Consider the following 20,378-nt stretch of genomic DNA (forward strand, 5'->3'; position numbering starts at 1 on the left):
GTGCCAGGACGGGGCGGGGGTTGCCTCCGTCACTGGTCCAGCGACCGGTGTGACGTATTCGTCACACCGGACCGGTCGCCTGTAACACTGACGCGGGTAATTGCCCGACGGCAAGGAAAAAGGGGCACGGGTGGCCGTCGATCGGCCAATCCGGACGGGCCGGTCGGTCATGTGGGTGTCCCGCGCGGCAGGACGCATGGGCGTACATGAGAGCCGTCTCTTGTGAACCAGCGTCTTTCAGGTAGGCAGCTGCGTGGAGCGGAGTCTCCTGATCATCCTAAGATCGGCGTGATATTTACCGGCATCGTTTTTGCACATCGGGGATGGTGCAGCGTGTGCAGAACGGGGAACCCACGGTGATGCCCGATCGTGCTAGCTTCGCCCGATGATTCGTCTGCCAGGCGCAGCGCGGCTCATCTCGATGAGCGCGGCGATCGCTGCAGTAGGAATGTCCACCGTGTTGGCCACGCCGGGCGCGGCCCAGGCCGTCGCCAACGGCACCCCGGTCGCCGAGGGCCAGTACCTGTTTTCGACAAAGCTCACTATGACGAACATTCCGCGCGCCGACGGGACCTCGTACGACAGTGCCTGCTCCGGCGCGCTCGTCGCCCCGCAGTGGATTGTCACGGCGGGGCACTGTTTCCACGACACGTCCGGCAACCGGGTCAGCGGCCCCGTGCCGTACTCCACCACGGCGACCGTCGGGCGTGCCGACCTGGCCGCCACCAACGGCTATGTGGTCGACGTGGTGGAAGTGCGGCAGGCTTCCCGGCACGACGTGGCGCTGGCCAAGCTGGCCACGCCGATCACCGACATCGCGCCGCTGCCGGTCAGCACCACGACCCCACAGACCGGCGCCATCTTGCGGATGACCGGCTGGGGCGCCACCAGCTCCGTCAGCCCCACCCCGAGCAGCCACCTGCAGGCCGGCCAGTTCAAGATCACCCGGGTTGCCGGCACCTCCGTCATGGTGGTCGGCTACGCCCCGGCCGCGAACACCAGCGCGTGCGCGTACGACTCCGGTGCCCCGTACTTCACCGAAAACCCCGATGGCACCCAATCCCTGGTCTCCGTCGAATCCGACGGGCCGGCGTGCCCGCACTCCCAGGAAGAGACGACGTCGCGGGTCGACCGGCTCGCCGACTGGATCCAGCAGACCACCGGCACCAGTGGCGGCACGCGACCGCACCCCGGCCGCAACGGCAAATAGCCAACCTCCAAGACGTAAGCGCGCCGGCCCCCGCACCTCCCGAAGGCTTCCACTCCTGAGGCCTGGTTCGCGCGGTGGGGGGCGCCGCCGGGAGCCGACCAGACAACAGGAAACTTCCCAGATGAGAGGGCGGTTTTCGGGTTCTATACCCGGCACCGCCCTCTCTGATGTGCCTCTTGAAGCTCGGTCCAAGCCGAGCGTCATCCCAGCCGCTGCTCGTCATGATGGCTGCTGATGCCACGTCCCGGTTTTACGCCGATTCGGATAGCAAGGTGATGGGCAGGTGCGCCTGCTCGGACCGCGCAACACCCAGTTCGGCAAGGTACTCGCGGGCCAGCGGTGCCAACCCGTAGCCGCCCGACCCGTCACCGTCGACCAGGTACGCGTCGATCAGCACGTCCAAGGCCTGGCGCACCCGCTTGGCGGAGACGCCGAGCTGCGCCGCGGCCCAGTCCACCGCCACCAGGACATCGGGAGAAGCGCCGAGCAGTTCGAGGAGCCCACCGGTCACACCGTCCTCCGAGCAAGCCATCCCCACAGCGGCCGCCAAGCTCGCGTATCGACAGGTCGTCATAGGTCAGCACGTCCAGCCTGCTCCCGAGATCAGCGAGGTGGCCGACGAGGTCGGCCACCGGCATCCCAGGCCACCTCGCCAACCTCGCAGCGGCAACCCGCAGCGCCAGCACCGAACCGCCACACAGCCGGACCAGCTCCGCCAGAAGCGGCCGGATCCACAGCCAGCCGATCCGCGCCGGCGAACGCCGCCAGCAGGTCACCCGCCCCGACACGGTCCAGCGGCCGCACGGCGACCTGTCGCACCCGGTCCAGGCTGCCCAGATACCGCTGGCCCACCACGATCACGGCCGGACCGGGCCCGGCGGGGAGCAGCGGCCGAACCTGGGCCGCCCCGGTGACCCCGTCAACAACAAGCAGGAGCCGCCGCCCGGCGGTGAGCGAGCGGAAACGGCCGACCCGCTCGTCAATACCGTGCGGCACATCGACCGGAGCCACCCCCAACGTGCGCAGCACCCGGGCCAGCACCTCGTTCGGGCCGATCGAGGTCTGGCACCCGAGGTCGACGAACACCTGCCCGTCGGGGAAGTCGCCTGCCACCGGGAGCCCACCAAGCTCATCGGCGACACCAGCATCCGGGCCGGCAACGTCACCACCGAGGTCAAGAACGGCACCGCCACCAGCAAGCGGTACACCGGCGACCAGCTCACCGACATCACCGTCGGCGGGGCCACCGGCAAGTACTGGTACGACGACTGGGGCAACCTCGACTGCCTGACGCTGGCCGCGGGCAGCAAGGCCAACTGTTCACCCTCCGACGGCTCGGCCGCGTCCTCGAACCTGATCACCGACTACGGCTACGACTACCTGAACCGGCTCACCAACCTGCGCCACTACGGCAGCGGCACCCGCACCGACAAGACCACCTACACCTACGACGCCGTCGACCGCACCACGAAGGAGGTCGAGGACCACACCGGAACGGGCACCGACCGCACCACCGCGTTCACCTACCAGGGGCTGACGAGCCTGGCCACGGAGGAGAGGCAGACCGGCGGCACCGACCCGCGCACCAAGACCTTCTCCTACGACTCGTACGGCCACCGCATCGCGATGACCGACAAGGCCACCGGCAGCACCACCGAGCCGAACAAGTACACCTACAGCGTCGACGTGCACTCCTCGGTGTCGCAGCTCATCGACGACGCCGGCAATGTCAAGGCCTCCTACGGCTACAACGCCTACGGCGGCGCCGACTCGCCCAGCAGCGACCCCCAGTCGCTGACCACCGGCAATACCGGCGCCAACCCGATCAACCCGTACCGCTACAGCGGCAAGCGCATCGACACCGGCACCACCAGCACCGGCACCACACCCAGCCCGGTGCCCAACGGTTCCGGCGGCTACGACATGGGCGCCCGCCGCTACGGCCCGGACACCGCCAGCTTCCTGCAGCAGGACATGTTCCACGGCTCGCTGGCCAACCTCGGCCTCGCCCTCGATCCGCTGACCCAGACCCGCTACGCCATGGCCGGCGGCAACCCGATCAGCTACATCGAGACCGACGGCCACCTGTTCATCGCCGACGGCGGCGGCGGCGGATCAACCACCACCGAAAGCCCCGAACCGTCTGGCGGTGAGGACACCCAGGATCTCGGCACTCACGACCCGGGCCCGACCGTCGACTGGAGCCAGGCGTGGGACACAGCCAAGTCCGCCCTCAACCCGGCCGACTACACCAACCTGGGCTGGGCCAGCGCCGGCCTGGGCATCTCCGGCGCCACGAACGAGAGAAGTGGCAAGGAGTACGAAACGTGGAAGGCCGACCAAGCGGCGAAGTTCCTGGCCAAGCAGAAGAACTCCGGCCCGGCGCCGTCCTTCTGGCGTCATCCCCTCAAGCGGGCTGGTTGGCAGCTCAAGGACCTCGCCTATGGCATCTACAACGACCACCAGCAGTACAGGGCCAACTCTGCACTTGCCAAGGGCAGCAAATGGCAGGGCAGGCTCTCGAAGGCCGGCAAGGGCTTCGGCTTCGTCGGGGCACTCGTCGCTGGTGCCGACGCCGGCATGAACAAGTGGTACCGCGACCGAAACCGACCCGGCCTCTCCACCACCGAACGCGTCGGCCGCGCGGTCATCAGCGGGGGCACCACCGCCCTCGGTAGCTTCGGCGGCGGGGCCGCGGGCGCTTGGGCAGTCGGCGCCGCCACAAGCTGGACCGGTCCGGGCGCGGTCGCCGGAGCAGCCGGCGGTGCTGCCATCGGCGGATGGGTCGGTGGCGGACTGGGAACGGCGGGCGGCGACGTGCTCGGCGACCTGTGGACCGAAGCCGTGGATTGGTAGCGTGACGCGATGGAGCGAGAAGCCATCTATGTGCTGTCGGCGTTGGTGCTCGCGGGCAGCCTGACGCTCTGGCTGTACCTGAGCTTTCGCCGCGGGGGTGGCCGTCCCTCGCAACGTCGGGCGGCAGCATTCTTCCTCAAGTCGGGCTTCCGCCACCTTCCGGCGATCCTGCTGGTCGCTGCTGCCTTCTGGTATTCGATCGCCTTGGCGGCACTGAGCGCGTTCCTGCCGGAAGGGCCGATCCAGACGGTCGCCATAGCGGCGGGCCTCCTGCTGGTCCTGACCTGCGGCGTGTTGATGGTCGCTTGGGCGTACCGGCCCCCGCAGTGGGTTTATCCCGCGTGGTACCGGGCCGAGTTGGGCCAGGTGCCGAAGTCACCGCGAAGTAGAGGGTCGCGGGCGTAGAACGCGGTCATGATGTGGCTCGGCGTTGTGTTCCTGGTCGGTGCCTACGTGGCATACCGACTGGACGCCCCTTGGTTTCGGGTTGGTGTCGCAGCGGTGGTGGGGACGGGCTCCTTCGCTGGTTACGTGATCCGCGATTGACCTGGGGCGGGCCTGCTCGGGGTGCGGGCCCGCGCCCCGGTACCCGCTGGCGGTCCGACAGGCAGGCATGGGTGACGGCCAGCGAACCTCCAGCAACATTTCAGACGGCGGCTGCCGTACTAGCCTGTGGTCGGCGCGGTGGCGGATCATCGGCAAGCATTGGTCGCCCCCGAGCGGCCCGTGCCTCGTTGCCTGCACAGGCCGGGCCGCTCCGCATCCTCGCTATGGTCGGGCCTTGACTGCCGTGTTGTTGTGAGCGGCGCGGGATGCGGTGATCAGTGACGCACCGAGTTCCGCCGCCTTCTGGGGGGTGAGCCGGATCGTCGTGCGGTCCCAGCAGCCCGACAGCAACGATGCGGCCAGGTTCCGGACCGTGCCGTGGTCCATCCCGTCGATCTCGGTCATGTCGGTGGTGCGTTGTTCCGGGTTGTCGATGGCCAGCGTCACCGATGGCGGCTCGTCGCCGTACCCGTCGGGCGAGTTGAACGCGGCAAGGTCGACCGTGGCCACCTTGATGTCGTTGGCATCGTCGCTGTGATGCCCGTGCACGGCGGCCACGTGCCGGTCGTGCAGGCGGACGCCGTCTTCGGTGCGGCAGTCTCCGGCGCACCACACCGGGCAATCCGGCTCGGCCGGCCTCGCGGGTGGAAGCAGGTAGCCGGCGTGCGTCCACATCGCGAGGTCCACCACCGCGTTCACCGCCTGCTCCTCGGTGCAGTTCAACCGCGCGGCCTGCTCAGCGACGCTCCGGCCCTGCTGAGTGAACCGGGCGGCGACCGCGCCCCGGAGCACGCTGATCTTCTGCCCGGCCGTCAGGCCCTCGTCGTAGATCACCCGGTCGACCAAAGTCCGGTCGAGGCTCGGCCGGTCCGGTGCCGGTGCCGGAACAGCCAACGCTTGGACGGCCCCGATCGGTTGGCTGTCTGCATCGTGGGCCATGGCCACCACTCGCCCGACTACCGTCCGCATTTGCTCGGCCTCATCGAGGGTGAGGCGCAACACCGCCGTCGCGCCCTCGATCACAAACTTCACCACCGGCTCGACCGCGTCGGCGTGCTGCTCCAGGTCGACCTCCAGCTGCTGCGGCCGGTAGTCCTGATCGCGGCACCACTCGCCGGCCGTACTCACCGCGTTGTGCAGCGACAGCAGCACCGGTGGCGAGTCGTCCGGCCAGTGGATTCGATCATCGAGGTCGTCGCCGTCCAGGTGGGTCGCGTTGCACCAGGACGGACACGCCCGCTTCAGCCAGTACGGCCGGTGCGTCTGGCTGGCTAACGTGACCGCCTTCCTGATGGATGTAGCGAGGTAGCCGGCATCGGCCAGGTTGAGCGGATCCCGGGCGGACACGAACACCTCCGCCGGTGTACTCTCCTCGACCCGGTCAAGGTGCTCCAGTGCGAAGATCTCCACCGCTACCCCGCTGACCTCGCCTTCGCGGGTCTCCATCACCGTCCGGGAGTGCCGCCGGGCCCGGTCGCTCGGACCACTCAAAACCTCTCCGGCGTGGGCCTTGACGCACCACGGCGGACAGCCGTCGAGGCGTGCCGCCATGTGCGAGCTCACAATGGGCTTCAACAAGTCAACCATCTCGGAATGTTCACGCACATTCTTCGCCGAAAGACGGACACCCTGTGCACAAACTTGCAGCGACGTCGGATCAATTGTCGGACCGCCCGAGAGTCCCGGACCGTCAATCTGCTGCGGACGCGTTTCACCTCATTTCATTTCTACTCGGCGGATGCCGATCCTCGCCGGGCTGGACCCGAACCGCAGGGACGTCGGGCTGCGGGCGGGCAGGGTGCTGTGGACCTCGCGGTGCGATACCTGACCCTGGGCCGCGACGCCGGCCAGGTGATCAGCGACCCGACCGCCCCCGATGAGCGGTGGGTCTACAAGCGGCAGGCGTGCCGGCGCTGCGGCGCCCCGGTGCGGGTGTGGGAGCTGGGCGGCCGCTCAGCCTACGCCTGCCCGGTCGACCAGCCCCGAACATGAGAGACCCATCAGCCGCCACCCGAACCGCAAAGACAGGCCCCCCGCACCCTGCGTCCGAGGTCTCTGCCCGGCTGGTCGAGATAGATTGGCGGACTTGTGCCAGAGACCGCGCCGTTATCTCAGCGGTCATCTCGAGAGGCGAGCTTGTCGACCTCTGATCCGCGAGGTCACCCAGCCTCGGCGCAATTCACACCTCGTCGTCTTCTGCGAGGACTACCGATCCGAGCGTGACGATCCTCGTCCTCGGCAGTGACCAGCCGGGTCTCGTAGGCTCGGGCAGTGGAGAGCAGCCGAGGGCGGATCATGGCGCAGATGTTGGATGCGGCGGAGAACGCCTCGCCGGTCGAGGCGGTCGAGGCGGTCACCCGAGAACTCGGTACGGCGTTGGGGGCACGTACCGTTGCATTCCTGATCGCAGACCTCAGCGGCCGGGCGCTGGTCCGGTTGACCCACGTGCCGCTCGACGATGCCGGTGAGGGACGCCGGGCCGGTGATGAGGTCGCCACGGTCATGCCGTTCGACGGGGGCCCCGGCGAGCAGGCGCTACGCACCCAGACGGTGCAGGTTGTCCCGCAGCCTGACAGGTGGATGGTGTTGGCGCCGGTGACCGACCGCGGTGAGGCCATCGGCCTGCTCGAGATGAGCCTGCCGGACGAGCCCGCCCCGCGGGCGCTGCAGGAGATCACCCGCACGGCGCACCTGTTGGCGTTCGTGGTGATCGCCAACCGCCGGCACACCGACCTGTTCGAGTGGGGGCAACGCACGACCCCGTTCACCCTGTCCGGGGAGATCCAGCGCCGCCTGCTGCCCGCCTCGTTCACCTGTGAGGCCAGCGCGTTCACCCTGTCCGGCTGGCTGGAACCCGCCGCCAGCATCGGCGGGGACACCTTCGACTACAGCCTCGCCCGCGACGTGCTGCACTTCAGCGTCACCGACGCCATGGGCCACGGCGTAGCCAGCGCGCTCACGGCCACCCTGGGCGTGGGCAGCCTGCGCAACAGCCGCCGACGCGCGGCCGGTCTGGTGGAGCAGGCCGACGCCGCGAATGCCGACGTGGCCGAACATGCCACCGTGCCCGGCAGTTACCTGACCGCGGTCCTCGGCCGTCTGGACCTGCGCACCGGCGTGTGCGCGCTGCTCAACGCCGGGCACGTGCCACCGATGCTGGTACGCGACGGAAACACCCAGGCGCTGCCACTACCGCCCAACTTCCCCCTGGGAATGTTCGCCGACGCCGGACACCGCGCTGGCGAGATCGAGCTGCGGCCGGGCGACCGCCTGGTGGTGGTCACCGATGGCATGCGAGAGCGCAACGCCGCCAACCTGGACCTACCGACCATGTTGCGGTCGATCACCGGTCTGCATCCACGCGAGGCTGCCCGGGCGTTGGCCGACGCCGTACTCGAGGTCAGCGGACCGACACTGGCCGATGACGCCACCCTGTTCATCCTCGACTGGCACGGCGGGCACCGCGAGGACCGGTGTACCAGCGCCGGCGCCGACCAGGGGCGTGCCAGCACCGCGCTGCCCGACTGACTACTGGCCTGGCGCGTGGTCGGTGGACGGCAGATCGGCCTCCGCCGCCTGCACACTGTCATGAACATGGATCACACGATCCACCGACGTGACCGTCAGGACCCTGCGCACGGCGGGCTGCACCGCGGCGAGGCTCAGCCGACCGCCGACGTCCCGCAACGCCTTGAACATCACCACCAGCGCGCCCAGCCCGCTGGAATCCATGAACCCCACCCCGGCCAGATCCACCACCACCTGACGGTCACCGGCGTCGACCAACCGCTGCAGGCCCTCGCGCAGCTGCGGGGACGTCGCCATGTCCAGCTCGCCGCGCACCTCGAGCACGGTGCAAACCCGGCCCGGCCGCACCGACAGCAGCAGATCCACAACAGCCTCCCACGCCGATGATCTCCGCCTACCATATGCTGCCGGCAGGTGAACCGCCGTCGGCCGGCGTACGTCGCGCCGGCACCCTGACCGTTTCGCCTCAGCAACCCCGGGTAGGGCTGATCACAGCCGGAGCATCACGCCTCAGGTGACGCAGTCCTCCGGCGGGCCGGGGAGGAGCTGGACAATGCGGGTGAGCATGACCCTGTCACTCCCGCGTCAACCGTCGTCGGTGACCCGCGCCCGCCACGTCCTCGCCACCCTGCTGAGCCTCACCGATGTCGCCGAGGACTCCCGTGGCCACCTCGCCGTGCTGATCAGCGAGGCGTGCGCCAACGCGGTGATGCACGCGGCACCCGACAGCGCCGTCGACATCACCGTCGTCATCGACGACGACGTCTGCCTCCTCGAGGTCGGCAACCGCGGCAGCACCCCCAACGGCGCTGGCCTCGACGCCGAACTCCCCGCCCCGCTCACCGCCGGCGGCCGTGGACTGCCCCTGATCGCCGCACTCGCCGACACCGCCGCCTTCGTCGCCGGGCCACCGGGCCACGTACTGCTCCGCATCACCAAACACCTCACCGACGCACGAACAGCACCGATCCGATAACCGGCTGCCGCACCGGACGCCCTCGCCATCCGCCGAGCCCGAGCCAGGTGGACGGCCTTCGATGGGGCGCCTCGCGGGTGGCGGCCGAAATAGGAAGAGGTGCGACGAGCAGGAGTACGGCCGGCAGGGCCGAGGTAGTTCGCGCTGGCGAGCCAGTCGGCTCACCGCCCGCCGACGACCTCACCCGTCAGTTCGCCGCGTCCCATGCTGCTGGTTCTGGTTCTGCCGGAGGGCTTCCTCGAGTTGGTCCTCGAGGATGATGATCCGGCAGGCGGCCTCCAGGGCGGTACCCTGGTCGACCATCTCCCGGGCCCGCGCGGCCAGGCGCAGCTGGTAGCGGGAGTAGCGGCGGTGCCCACCGGTCCGGCCGGGGTCTTCGGTTCGCCCTCGACGACCTGGTAACCGGCCGTGGTCCGGTTGCGTTCGATGGTCAGCACGCCGCGGTCGAGGTCGATGTCGGACCACCGCAGCCCGCACAGCTCACCGCGGCGCAGTCCGCGCAGGCCGGCGAGCCACCAGAGGGCAACAGGGGATCGTCGTTGACGCTGCCGAGGAACTCGGCGAGGTGGTCGGCGGTCCAGACCGCCACGGCCGGGTGCGCGCCGGTCGGCTCCCAGGACTCGACGCGGGCTTCGGTCCAGACCTTGGCGTGGGGTTGCTGGTAGCCGCTGATCTCGATGCGGGCCGGTTTGCAGTCCAGGATGCCTTCCTTGACGGCGAGGTTGAGGGCGGCGCGCAGGGTGGTGCGCAGGTGGTTCATCGCCGACGCCGATTGCGGGCGGCCCTTGTTGTTGCGGGTGTCGGCGATCGCGGTGAACACGGTGCGGAGGAGCTGAGCGTCGAGATCGGCCAGGCGGTAGCGGCCGAGGTAGGGGATCAGGACGTTGTCGACGTCGCGGGTGTAGTGGAACCGGGTGGTGGGCCGGATCTTCGTGCGGGTGTCGAGCCAGTGCCGCAGCCACCGCTCGACCGTCCAGCCCTGCGCGGTGCGGTCGGCTTCGGTGCTGCTCAGCCATTCGTCGCGGGCGTGGCGGGCGGCGGCCTGCGAGAGGTAGCCGCCGCGGCGGGTCCGTTCGCGGCGGCCGAGGAGGTTCGTGGCGGTGCAGTGGAGTACCAGGTCCCGTGCCCTCGGTCAGCGAGTCGGGGACAGACGCTTTCCAGACGTCGGCCGTTGTCGCGGCATCCGCACCGTTTGAAGATCACGCCTGTGGTCGTCATGGTGGCCTCCTGTCCGGTCTTGTCAGGGACAGGATGAGCGGTCGCCGTTATGTCGGTTATGGGTGTCGAGGTGGTTGTGCGGCTGTCGCGTGTTCGGGTCGGGCCGCCCGGGCCACGTCAACGCCATGCGGGTGCGTCCGGGCCGGCGGGGATGGTTGCGGTGGTGCTGGCCCGGGTGAGCATGCCGATGGCGGCGAGAGCGCAGAATCCGGCGACCGCGGCGAGCAGCGGCGTGTACCCGGCGGCGGTGTGGAGGAGGGTGGCGGCGGCGAGCGGTGGCTTTGGCGATGGTGACGGGGGCGGCGAGGCGTCCGGCGATGGTGGCGTAGGCGGTGGTGCCGTACCGGTCGGCGAGCAGGGCGGGGGTGGCGAGGCTGGTGATGCCGAAGCCGATTCCGAAGCCGACCACGCTGACGATCGCGCCGGTGCGGGTGGCGGCGAGCAGGGGCATGGCGAGCACGGCGACGGCCTGGGTGGCGAAGACGGCGGCGACGATGATGCTCACGCGGAGGCGTCGGTGGGCGGCGGTGAGGGAGCCGGCGGTCTGAGCGCGCGACCGCCGTGGTGGTCGAGCCACTACTCGAAGATCGGCGGCAGCCGGTTGGCCGGCCGCCAGGCGTCATCGCCTCGGACGCGATTCGGCCGCCCCAAACGGCCATCCGGCTTCGCCTCGATGACCGACACCGAACCCACCCCCCGTCAGGGGAGAGTTCGTCGAGAGTGGTGATCGCCACCATGCCGCTCCGGGCTTCGGGCGGATTTCCGGGCGGACGGGAGAGCCGTCGCGACCCTGCCGGCGTCGATCGGGAGTTGCGGCAGGTCAGCATTCTGATGGGTGCGGACCAATAAATTTAGGCCGAGAAGACTAGACATCGTCTGCAGTGCGGCATACTCTTCCTCGAGTTGAGAGTGAAGATCCGTCAAGACGCGGACGGGCTGTCCGGCCGTGAGAGCACGACGGGCGGCGAGGAGCGGAACATGATCCATCGTTCCCTCTACGGATGGCAGTAGAAGCACAGCCCGGCGAGATGCGAGCCGGGGTGCAGGTGGGGCCAATGCTCTTGTGGGGCTCCAGCTGTTGTTCGCTGTACGTGTGGGGGCCATGAAGTCGCGTGGGCTCCGGCACCGGCGGACCGTACGTCAGCAAGGGAAAGAAGTGGCAGAGGAAAGGGAGGGCCGTTCACCGTTGGATCGCCCGCCGTCGGCCGTCATGTCAGGCCGGGCGGACACCGCAGTTTCCATCGAACGAGAGGTGGTCTCCGGTCACGCATATGCGATCCTCGCACCCGAAGCCGCCGGTTGCGGCTGGTGCGGATACGACAAGCCGACGTTCCTGTCGGTAGATGGTGTTCTGACCCGTAGCCCTGGGCCCCGGCGCTTACGCGCCGGGGCCCTCGACGTGGAGGTGGCATGGGGCAGAACCCGGATGACATGTTCGGCGACGAGAACTACCCGGCCTACACCATCGGCCAGGCCGCGGAGGTGCTCGGCACGACGCAGGACTTCCTGCGCCGCCTGGACGAGGCGAAATTGATCAACCCGCACCGCTCTACGGCGGTCGGTCGCCCCTCGACAAGCGCAGCATGCAGATCCTGCGTGTGCACCGCCGCTACGAACAGGACCGGCGCGCCGAGGCAGCGGAGAACGGCAAGCCGTGGACCGACACCGGATATGTGTTCAACCGCTCAGACGGCAAGCCGATCAACCCGAACTACGCCACCACCCGCTTCCGCATCCTCGTGCGCCGGACCGGGCTGCCCCCGGGGATAACGCCGCAAGCAGGCCCCCGGGCGACACGAAGATCACTTCTCCCACCAGAGAGCCCGCTCTGCCTGGACATTCAGGTATACCGGACCGTCGTGGCCCTGCGGCTTCGCGCCGGGTGAGCAGGCCACGACCACTACCGGCAGTCCGCTACTGGATCGTGCCGTTGGTCATCCCAGTGGGGCCGGACCGGGCCGCCGGTAGGCGCCCGTGCATGAGTAGCTGACAGGTGCCGGCGAGATGCAGTACTCGTCGCACCGTGTGGTGCGGACGCATGACTCGGAAGGACGCGCCTGCTTGCAGGGCTGTTGCCCGTGCCCCTAGCAGGGTGTCCAGGGCGACCGGGTCAAGGGATGACACTCGGAGGAGGTCCACCACCAGGTGTGTCACCCGGTGGCGGGTCAGGACGGCGGTGACCGCCCTGGTGAGGTCCTCGCTGGTGTCGGCGTCGAGGTTGCCGGCGGGGCCGAGAATGGCGACGCCGTCCATGTCGACGTCCGTAGTGATGCGTAACGGTGCCACTGACGGTTCTCCCTGCTGCCCTTCCAAACAGCTGTCGAGTCTATGGACGGTCAGTCAGAAGATCTATGCCGGGATCACTAGACATCCCTGCCGGCCCGGGGCTAGCTTTCTTCGAGTTGTGAGCAGAGAACCGAAGAGGACGCAGATGGGCCGCCCGGTCGTGAGGTTACGACGGGCGCAGGAGTGGGAACAGGTAGACGCTTCGGTGTTTTCCTCCGAACGGCAGTAGAAGTACGTCAGCTCCGGCGTGATCGACGACGGGGCGCCGCAGGTGGGGCCAAGATGTCTTCAGGGCTCCATCTGAAGATTCGCCACACGTGTACGGGGCCATGAAGGTGCGTGGGCCCCGACACCGGCGGACCGCACACCAGCAAGGGAAAGAGAAGTAGAGGAAAGGGAGGGCCGCACACCGTTGGATCGCCCGCTACCGGTCGTTATTCGGGCCGGGCGGACACCGCAGTTTCCATCGAACGAGAGGTGGTCTCCGGTCACGCATATGCGATCCTCGCATTCGAAGCCTTCACTGAGGGCTGGTGCGGACACGACAAGCCGACGTTGCCGTCGGTAGATGGTGTTTCTGACCCGCAACCCTGGGCTCCGGCGTGTACGCGCCGGGGCCCTCGACGTGCTGGTGACATGGGGCAGAACCCCGATGACATGTTCGGCGACGAGGACTACCCCGCCTACACCATCGGCCAGGCCACGCTGATGCTCGGCACCACGCAGGACTTCCTACGCCGCATGGATGCGGCGAAACTGATCAATCCGCACCGCTCCACAGGCGGGCACCGCCGCTGCTCCCGCTACCAGCTTCGCCCGGCCGCCCCGGGCCGGGAGATGGTCGACCAGGGCACCGCCCTGGAGGCCACCTGCCGGATCATCATCCTCGATGACCAACTCGAGGAAGCCCTGCGACACAACCAGCAGCATCATGGGACGCAGCGACACGACTGACGACCCGCCCCCGCGTTCAGGCACTCGGCGTAGCGCTGACGTCGTTGAAGGGCGGCCAGCCGTCGAGAGCCAATCCATCGTCCCCGCCTCGACTTTCGCGGGCCGGCGCGGGGGCGAACGTGACATCTCCTGACTCTCTCTTTCCTGCGCGCCCCCCGGACCGCTTGGCTGAGCAGCCTTGCCCCGAGGACGGACATCAGACGGTGACATCCTGTCCCGGAGCGGCAAGGCTAGCCAGTCCCGCCGGCCTTGGGCCGTGAATTTCCACTGCCCACGTTCATCGCGCAACCGTGCGGCCGGAGGCTGGGCCGCCAGCGGCCGGATGGGGCCGGGTCCATTGAGGAGCCAGCAAGCTGAGGACAGACGCGCCGGCCGAACGGCCCTGTTGACCTTGCTTCTTCCGGTCTACCCTGGAGAAGTGAAGGTTTTGCTCCGTCGCCACCGCTTTTAGCGTCTGCTCGCGGCTGTCGGCAGTTTCGGAAAGGGGTTCCATGACCCCGATCATGTTGGCGACAGTTCCGGCCACCGCTTCGATCGTTTCCCGTGGCCGAGTCCAGGCCGCCGCTCATCCGAGCCGCACGCTGCCTGCGGTGACCGCGCTGCGGGCATTCCTTGTGATCCCCCGTCCCTGCCTCACGCGGCCGGCGGCAGCGCCTCGGGCGCCTGGCCGGCTGCCGGCCACGGCCAGGTGCTCCTCGCCGTTCCCGATCGACCCCGTCGCGTCCGTCGCGTGTTGGTGAACGCCGGCTGATGGCACGACGTGCAGTGGCACTACAGCCGCCCGGCGCCGTGACCATAGCCCTACCGCCGCCCACCCGGCCCGTCATTCAAGGCGCAGCGTCGCAGGCCCTGCACCGTAACAGCGACCTACCTGAAACTCTCGGAGGAAAAATCATGATGCGAATCCGCCAGCCACGACGGTGGCCGTGGACGGTCGCCGCCGTGGCGATCGCCACGACACTGGCCGCCGTCCGGATACGCGCCAAACGAGGCGCCGTGACAGACGACGATGAACCAGCGCCCGTGGCCGACCTCGACGATGCACCGAACAGCCCGCCCACCGCCCGGCAAAAGGCAACCACCGCGGCCAACCAAGCCGCCGGACGGGCACTGACCGCCGCACGGCACGCCCGGCAAACGACCGGCGCGCTCATCGCCCAGGTAAGAAACCGGATAGCCCAGCGACGAGCAACCCAACCCGACGCTACCGACCCCATGCCGCAGGCCGAATCGACCACCGCAACCGACACTCGACCCCCAAGCGTCAACGACGCATAGCGCGGCCACCGGCGCCGGCAAGAGTCGAGAATGGCCTGGCTGAAAAGGCCAGGACATCCTCGTGTCATCTCAGTCGGGTGCCCCGGGACTCGGTCACCTGTGGGACCTGTGGGACCGGCGGTAGCGGCGGTAGCGGCGGTAGCGGCGGTAGCGGCGGTAGCGGCGGTAGCGGCGGTAGCGGCGGTAGCGGCGGTAGCGGCGGTAGCGGCGGTAGCGGCGGTAGCCGGCTGGTACCCGTCCTGACGGGCGTCGGCAGCGTCGCTGTCGCCACCGGCCGCAGCCTTGCTGGTGCTCTACTGACGCCGGAGGTCCGAGTCCTGACCGGGTAGGCCCCGGCCGGCCGGGGCCTACCGAGGCGCGAACGATTGCCTTGCCGTCGGGTGACGGCACTCGACTGGCATTAGCAGGCACTGTTCCCGCCCGCCGACGCACGGGCACCGGTCCGTCGGCGATCAAGCTGCGGCACCCGTGGGTTCGGCTCGTTTTTGCCATTCCGCCACGCTTGCCAGAGCACCGGCGGCATGCTGACCGGGAGCTGCGGCGGTTGCGGCCACCGGCAAGGCTGACCACAGCCGTGACGGGGGCGGACTAGCGTGTGGTGACTGATTGACGCAAGGCAGCTCTTCGAGCCCTGTTGGCGGACGTCGGAGTGAGGCAGGGGAATTGACGATCGAGGCGGTCCGCCGCGGCTCCTGGGTGCGCCTGCGCCTGCGGGGCGAGGTGGACGTGGCGACAGCCGGACTGGTGTATGACGAAGTTCTCGCCGCGTTGCGGTCCGTGACGGTGCGCCATGTCGAACTGGACCTGGCCGGTCTGACCTTCATCGACTCCGCCGGGATGCGCACCCTGGTGGCCTGTCACCGGGCGGTGCATGTCCGTGGCGGAACCCTGACAGTTATCAGCATTCCACCGTCCGTGCGCCGGCAGCTCTTTGCCGCAGGGCTGCTCGGGCTACTCGCAGGCACGTCCGACGTGGCGACTCTGCCCGACCCCGCCGCATCACAAACCGATAGCCCAGGTGCCTGTGCCGCAGCCGAGGTCAGCCGCGCAAGGTAAGGAATACCTCACAGGTAGCTGCCGAAGGCACCGTCGCGGCAACGGGCCAGGGCGCCGACGGCGGTGTCTCGGGCAGGGGCCGATCGGCTCGGACGTAGCCTGCATGTTCGCGTTGGTGTCGGCGTACAGATGGCGTCCTGTGTTTTCGCCGTCGAGTGGGCGCTTGGGCGGCGTCTATGCTCCGTCGCGTGGCCAACAGCGGGATGAGCGGTGTGAATCTCAATGATGTGCTGTTCGCGGTGGAGAAAGCCGCCCCGGTCGACGGTGTGGAGGCGGTGACCCGCAGCGTGGGCCGTGGGGCTCGGAGCCGGATCAGGCTGGGGCGAGGGTGTAGGCGAAGAGTGGAACGCCGGCCCCGCCGCGACCCGTCGATTATGGGCGGCTGGACGCGCAGCAGTGGCCGGGGGTCACTGCTGGAGCGATGCTCCACACCTGCTCACACCGAGTCTCGGGGCTGCCACAGTTAGTCGCTGGTTAACGACGTTCCAACGCGCCTTGCCCGTGGTGCCGACGACCTGATATCCCTGATCCGGCGTTGCCGTACATCTGCCATCTCTCAGGAACTTGATTTTCACGTTGGCGTCTTCCGATAGGACCGTCGCTGTGGGCAGGGCGATCCCGGCGGACAGCGGGCAGATCGTTACGCAGGCCGTGGACGAAGGCGTGTAGCGGGCGAGCCTCGGCTCTACCTCGTCCAGCCGGGTGTGGAGATTGTTGCCGCGGTGCTTCCCTGCGCTAACGCTGCCGGCTCCTGGTCGAACCCTGGCCCGTTGCGGCGGTCACCGGGTGCCGGATGTCAGGGCGTTCAGGACCCCGGTGACAGTGAGTACTCGCCGCACCTGGGTGGCGGGATTGACCACAGCGAAAGGGCGACCTGCAGCCCTGGCCGAGTTCCGCGACTTGATGAGCGCGGTGATGACGGTGGAGTCGATGAATGTCACCTGGGCGAGGTCGACCTGTACCCCGCCGCCTGCATCAACCACCTCCTGCAGCAGCGAGTGCAACTCCTCGGCACCGTTGATATCGATCTCGCCGGACAGCGCGATAGTTCTCGCGTCACCGTCGGCACGAACCTGATACTGCCAATTCGGCTCTGGATTCACGTCTACTCACCCTTCATCGGCAGACGAGTCCACCCTATCCCTTTCAGGGTTTGAGCTGTCCGAAGCGACAGGTGTCGATTGGACGGTGAGGCAGGCGCTCACCGAGGCAGCGACTCCGGCGGGCCCTCCAGCCACCATTAGCGTGCCGGTTAGCTGGTGAGCCAACCACAGCCCTCGGCCGCCCGGCACGTCCGCCGCCGGCATCTCGACGAGCAGGTCACCTATGCCGGCACCGTGATCGGTCACCTCACACACCAGCACATCAGCGCGCAGGTAGAGATCCAACTGGCCTGCCCCGCCGCCGTGGCGCACCGCGTTGGTCACCAGTTCATGAACCGCCAGCACGAAGTCGTCTGCGGCATCGCCGGACAACCCGACCGCCGCGACCTGCGCGGCAAGCAGATGCCGCACCTGCGTCACCGTGGCGCCCGTGAACGGCTGCGATAGCAGCACGGGCGGTTGAATGCCGTGCACGCCCAGGCCCACCCCTACGCTCACCAGGTCACCGCCGTCGAGCCGCCGTCGCTCATACCAGCAGGCTAGCCACCAACGGTGGATCCGCGACCATTGTTCTCCGGCAAGCACTGCCAGTGACGCAACGGAATCAAAACCTGCACCAATTCGCCTTCACGAGGACGCCCGGAGATTGAGTGCGCCGGGAGCGTCGCAGACCGTCAGGGCAGGAGGTGGTGGCTGCCGGGTGTCCAGCAGCCACCACCACCACGCGGCGCGAACAGGTTCAGGAGAAACTGCTCCAGCACGCCCTGCCCTGCCTCACCTCGTGTCGGTCGCGGTGAGGGTGAACGGCACTGACCGCCGCCGATCACCACGACGTCACACGACTCAGGCATGCGCGGCACGTCCTTGTGTCCGCCGATCATCATGCCGAGTGCTCGGAGACAGGGGCAGGCGCAGACGCGCGCACCTCGACGGTGACAGGCGGACCGCTGAGGACCAGGAGGCCATCAAGGGTCGGCTCTCTCGACGGTGCTGGCGACATGGTCCATCGGTGGAGCGGGGACGTGGTGTGACCGCCTTCGGGCAACAGAGCTGACCGGTCGAGGGCCGAGGGAAGGCGACTTTTTCGAGCGCGCCGAGGAGGTCACCGAGCAGGAAGCGTGGGACGCCGACCGTTTTGTCGTTGTAACGCCCTTACGACGTCCGACGCCGGTTGAGGAGGAAGGTCGGAGTGCGCGACCTCCTCGACGGGCGGGACCGCCCGACCCCCGCGGTCCCGCCCGTTCAAGATCCATACGACGCACGGCATCGCCTCGCACAGGAAGTAGCCATGGCCCAATCGGAACCGCGAACCCCACCGCCACCGTGGCCGCAGCGCGCTAACGCCGTGTCGGCTCCGCCTCCGGATTGGAACGCACCTACTATGCGGCTAATCCGGGTGCAGCCGCGCTCGGACCAGTGGTGGCCATATGCCATGTTCGGCGGAACCATCTTGCTGATCGGGTGTATCGCCGTGATGGTCGTCGCGTTGGCCAGATGAACTCGGCGACCTTCAGGATCCTCACGACCCCCCTCAGCGACGGCCCCGCCACCCTCCACAAGCGGGGGCGGGGCGTTTGGATATCAGGGCGTTGTCGCCGAGGACGTCCAGAGCTGGCAGCTGCTGCAGCCCGACACCGCGAGAACTGTCTGCCTGCCATACGACCGGCAGGTAGCGGCTTGCAGGCGGGCCTGCGCCATGGTGGGCCGGCGGGCGATGGTCAGGTGAGGGCACTGGCCCACCCCATCCGCGGACGGGCACGATGTGCCAGCTCTAGGACCAAACCGACTGACCACCGTCGTCATGCCACCCGATGCGGTCGACGGGGAATCAGCTTCGTGGTCGCCTCCGCGGTGGTCCGCTTCAGCTCCTCCAAGACAGAGGTGTAGATGTCGGCAGTCATGGTGTAGGAGGCGTGGCCGAGGGTGTCCTGGATTTCTTTGATGCTGGCGCCAGCGGCGAGCATGAGGGTTGCGGCGATGTGGCGCAGGTCGTGGAATCGGACGGGTGGGAGGCCGCTGGCGGCGACCAGGTTGTCGAACCGTTGACTGATCGCCTCGGGATGCCAGGGTTTGCCGTCGGGCCGGACGAAGAACAACCCGGTGTCGGGCCAGTCCGAGCCGCTGACCAGTTTCCACCCGTTGCGGCGGGCGCGGTAGGCGCGAAGCACGGCGACCGTGTCCTCGGCGAGGGGGACGACGCGTTCGCCGGCGCGTGATTTCACCGGCTTGGTGATCGGTTTGTAGCCGACGCTGGTGCGTTGTTCGGTGATGGTGATGGCGGCGGCGTCGAGGTCGACGTCGTAGTCGCGCAGCCCGCACAGCTCGCCACGACGTAGTCCTCGGTGGGTGGCGAGCAGGAGCAGGGCGTAGAGGACGATGTCGTGGGTTTCGGCGTAGTCGAGGAACGCCCCGGCGTGGGCGGGAGTCCAGACCATGACGGGGCTGGGCCGTGCACCGCTCTTGCGCCACCGGTTGACCGCGGTGCCGGTCCATAGCCGTGGCTTCGGCGAAGCGCCGGAGGGCAGGTCGACGTGTTCGGCGGGGTTGTGGTCGATGAGCCGGCGGTGCTTGCGGATCGCGTCGTTGAGCGCCGCGCGCAGTGTCGCCAGGATCCGCTGCTGGCTGGCGGGCCCCACCGTTCGGACGCCCTTGACACTGTCGCGAACCTCCAGGTCGGTGCTGGCGCGCGCGGCGGTGATCTCGTTGTTGCGGGTGTCGATCAGCGTGAACACGGCCTGGATGTGCGTGGCGGTGAGGTCCTGCAGTGGAATTCGGCCGATGTTGGGGATCCAGTACATGCGGATGTGGTCCTGGTAGCTGCGCAGCGTCGCTGGCGACAGCCGCGTTCGCGAGGTGATCCAGTCGGTGAGGTAGTCACCGACGGTGGTGGCGACGTTGGCGGGCACGCCTGCGCGGATGCGGCGGGCGACGGCGTCTCGCTCGGGTAGCGGTTCGCCGCGCTTGCACGTGTGCAGGAGGTCGGCGACCTGGCGGGTGAGGGTCTTGTCCCGACATGCGAGGTCGAGCAGCGCGCGGGCGTGGTCGCGTTCGGCTACGGCGGCGTCGCGGGTGTCGAAGCCGGTGCGGCGTAGTTGGCGGCGCTTGCCGGTGGCGTCGAGTGGAAGTTCAAGTTGGTATCCCCAGTTGCCGTGGTGGGGGTTCCAGCCGCCGCCGCGTCGTAGTTTGGGGCACTTCGCGCCGAGGCGCTTGCCGTCCTGGACGCATCCGCATCGTTTGCCGACGGATCCGTCAGCCATCTTGGGTCCTTTCGTCGGTGCCGCCGCCTGTGCCGCCGGGGCGGGCATCGGATTGGTCGGTGGTGATCGACGCGTGATTCGGGGGCAGGGTCAAGTCGACGGTTCGGTGG

General features: G+C 68.5%; 19 protein-coding genes and 2 pseudogenes. 11 read left to right on the forward strand and 10 right to left on the reverse strand.

What is annotated here, in order from left to right:
* Positions 1 to 385 precede the first annotated feature (385 nt).
* Positions 386 to 1,210 carry a S1 family peptidase gene (locus DKT69_RS22865; RefSeq protein WP_109803559.1) on the forward strand — a complete coding sequence of 275 codons (825 nt, stop codon included), beginning with the start codon at positions 386 to 388 and terminating at the stop codon, positions 1,208 to 1,210.
* Between the two features lie 250 nt (positions 1,211 to 1,460).
* Here the strand turns inward: DKT69_RS22865 and DKT69_RS22870 are convergent, their stop codons facing one another.
* Positions 1,461 to 1,721 (reverse strand): hypothetical protein, encoded by a 261-nt coding sequence (locus DKT69_RS22870; protein WP_146231181.1) that lies wholly within the window; start codon positions 1,719 to 1,721, stop codon positions 1,461 to 1,463.
* Between the two features lie 476 nt (positions 1,722 to 2,197).
* Between DKT69_RS22870 and DKT69_RS38485 the strand changes: the two genes are divergently transcribed.
* A complete protein-coding gene (locus DKT69_RS38485) occupies positions 2,198 to 4,066 on the forward strand; it encodes an RHS repeat-associated core domain-containing protein (protein WP_161557929.1) in 1,869 nt (622 codons plus the stop codon).
* 9 nt (positions 4,067 to 4,075) lie between these two features.
* The gene (locus DKT69_RS22880; RefSeq protein WP_109803561.1) at positions 4,076 to 4,471 is read left to right on the forward strand and encodes a hypothetical protein; all 396 of its coding nucleotides are present in this window, start codon (positions 4,076 to 4,078) and stop codon (positions 4,469 to 4,471) included.
* A 363-nt stretch (positions 4,472 to 4,834) separates the two neighbouring features.
* Here the strand turns inward: DKT69_RS22880 and DKT69_RS22885 are convergent, their stop codons facing one another.
* A complete protein-coding gene (locus DKT69_RS22885) occupies positions 4,835 to 5,764 on the reverse strand; it encodes a hypothetical protein (protein ID WP_161557930.1) in 930 nt (309 codons plus the stop codon).
* A 663-nt stretch (positions 5,765 to 6,427) separates the two neighbouring features.
* Here DKT69_RS22885 and DKT69_RS38490 point away from each other — a divergent pair.
* Both DKT69_RS38490 and DKT69_RS22895 read left to right on the forward strand, forming a co-directional pair.
* A complete protein-coding gene (locus DKT69_RS38490; RefSeq protein ID WP_161557931.1) occupies positions 6,428 to 6,604 on the forward strand; it encodes a hypothetical protein in 177 nt (58 codons plus the stop codon).
* A gap of 279 nt (positions 6,605 to 6,883) precedes the next feature.
* Positions 6,884 to 8,140, forward strand: coding sequence for a PP2C family protein-serine/threonine phosphatase (locus DKT69_RS22895; protein WP_236648172.1), 1,257 nt, complete (start codon positions 6,884 to 6,886; stop codon positions 8,138 to 8,140).
* Here DKT69_RS22895 and DKT69_RS22900 read toward each other — a convergent pair whose 3' ends face one another.
* Positions 8,141 to 8,506, reverse strand: coding sequence for an STAS domain-containing protein (locus DKT69_RS22900; protein WP_109803565.1), 366 nt, complete (start codon positions 8,504 to 8,506; stop codon positions 8,141 to 8,143).
* 199 nt (positions 8,507 to 8,705) lie between these two features.
* Here DKT69_RS22900 and DKT69_RS22905 point away from each other — a divergent pair, with 199 nt between their 5' ends.
* On the forward strand, positions 8,706 to 9,116 hold the full coding sequence (locus DKT69_RS22905) for an ATP-binding protein (RefSeq protein ID WP_161557932.1): 411 nt from the start codon (positions 8,706 to 8,708) through the stop codon (positions 9,114 to 9,116).
* 180 nt (positions 9,117 to 9,296) lie between these two features.
* Here DKT69_RS22905 and DKT69_RS40025 read toward each other — a convergent pair.
* The 3 genes and pseudogenes from DKT69_RS40025 to DKT69_RS22920 form a co-directional block, all read right to left on the reverse strand.
* Positions 9,297 to 9,476 (reverse strand): annotated as a pseudogene (locus DKT69_RS40025) (MerR family DNA-binding transcriptional regulator); the annotation flags it as partial.
* A gap of 70 nt (positions 9,477 to 9,546) precedes the next feature.
* Positions 9,547 to 9,936 carry a phage integrase SAM-like domain-containing protein gene (locus DKT69_RS40030; protein ID WP_236648173.1) on the reverse strand — a complete coding sequence of 130 codons (390 nt, stop codon included), beginning with the start codon at positions 9,934 to 9,936 and terminating at the stop codon, positions 9,547 to 9,549.
* Between the two features lie 420 nt (positions 9,937 to 10,356).
* The gene (locus DKT69_RS22920) at positions 10,357 to 10,839 is read right to left on the reverse strand and encodes a hypothetical protein (RefSeq protein WP_236648174.1); all 483 of its coding nucleotides are present in this window, start codon (positions 10,837 to 10,839) and stop codon (positions 10,357 to 10,359) included.
* A gap of 905 nt (positions 10,840 to 11,744) precedes the next feature.
* On the opposite strand from DKT69_RS22920, the pseudogene DKT69_RS40040 reads away from it, so the two are divergent.
* Both DKT69_RS40040 and DKT69_RS39115 read left to right on the forward strand, forming a co-directional pair.
* Positions 11,745 to 11,885: pseudogene (locus DKT69_RS40040) on the forward strand (MerR family DNA-binding transcriptional regulator); the annotation flags it as partial.
* Positions 11,886 to 11,917: 32 nt separating this feature from the next.
* Positions 11,918 to 12,220, forward strand: coding sequence for a hypothetical protein (locus DKT69_RS39115; protein WP_201749811.1), 303 nt, complete (start codon positions 11,918 to 11,920; stop codon positions 12,218 to 12,220).
* Positions 12,221 to 12,248: 28 nt separating this feature from the next.
* Here the strand turns inward: DKT69_RS39115 and DKT69_RS22935 are convergent, their stop codons facing one another.
* Positions 12,249 to 12,620, reverse strand: coding sequence for an STAS domain-containing protein (locus tag DKT69_RS22935; protein ID WP_146231183.1), 372 nt, complete (start codon positions 12,618 to 12,620; stop codon positions 12,249 to 12,251).
* A 636-nt stretch (positions 12,621 to 13,256) separates the two neighbouring features.
* Between DKT69_RS22935 and DKT69_RS22940 the strand changes: the two genes are divergently transcribed.
* The 3 genes from DKT69_RS22940 to DKT69_RS22950 all read left to right on the forward strand — a co-directional run bounded on the left by DKT69_RS22940 (position 13,257) and on the right by DKT69_RS22950 (position 15,908).
* Positions 13,257 to 13,574, forward strand: a complete 318-nt coding sequence (locus DKT69_RS22940; protein WP_109803568.1) for a MerR family transcriptional regulator — start codon at positions 13,257 to 13,259, stop codon at positions 13,572 to 13,574.
* A gap of 942 nt (positions 13,575 to 14,516) precedes the next feature.
* Positions 14,517 to 14,852 (forward strand): hypothetical protein, encoded by a 336-nt coding sequence (locus DKT69_RS37870; RefSeq protein ID WP_146231184.1) that lies wholly within the window; start codon positions 14,517 to 14,519, stop codon positions 14,850 to 14,852.
* Positions 14,853 to 15,515: 663 nt separating this feature from the next.
* Positions 15,516 to 15,908, forward strand: coding sequence for an STAS domain-containing protein (locus tag DKT69_RS22950; RefSeq protein WP_161557933.1), 393 nt, complete (start codon positions 15,516 to 15,518; stop codon positions 15,906 to 15,908).
* A 779-nt stretch (positions 15,909 to 16,687) separates the two neighbouring features.
* Here DKT69_RS22950 and DKT69_RS22955 read toward each other — a convergent pair.
* The 3 genes from DKT69_RS22955 to DKT69_RS22965 form a co-directional block, all read right to left on the reverse strand.
* Positions 16,688 to 17,011: an STAS domain-containing protein gene (locus DKT69_RS22955; protein WP_109803570.1), complete on the reverse strand. Its 324-nt coding sequence runs from the start codon at positions 17,009 to 17,011 to the stop codon at positions 16,688 to 16,690.
* A 6-nt stretch (positions 17,012 to 17,017) separates the two neighbouring features.
* Positions 17,018 to 17,509: an ATP-binding protein gene (locus tag DKT69_RS22960; RefSeq protein WP_236648175.1), complete on the reverse strand. Its 492-nt coding sequence runs from the start codon at positions 17,507 to 17,509 to the stop codon at positions 17,018 to 17,020.
* Positions 17,510 to 18,810: 1,301 nt separating this feature from the next.
* Positions 18,811 to 20,268, reverse strand: coding sequence for a tyrosine-type recombinase/integrase (locus DKT69_RS22965; protein WP_109803571.1), 1,458 nt, complete (start codon positions 20,266 to 20,268; stop codon positions 18,811 to 18,813).
* Positions 20,269 to 20,378: the final 110 nt, after the last annotated feature.

The sequence above is a fragment of the Micromonospora sicca genome (assembly GCF_003172935.1).
Classification (GTDB): domain Bacteria; phylum Actinomycetota; class Actinomycetes; order Mycobacteriales; family Micromonosporaceae; genus Micromonospora; species Micromonospora sicca.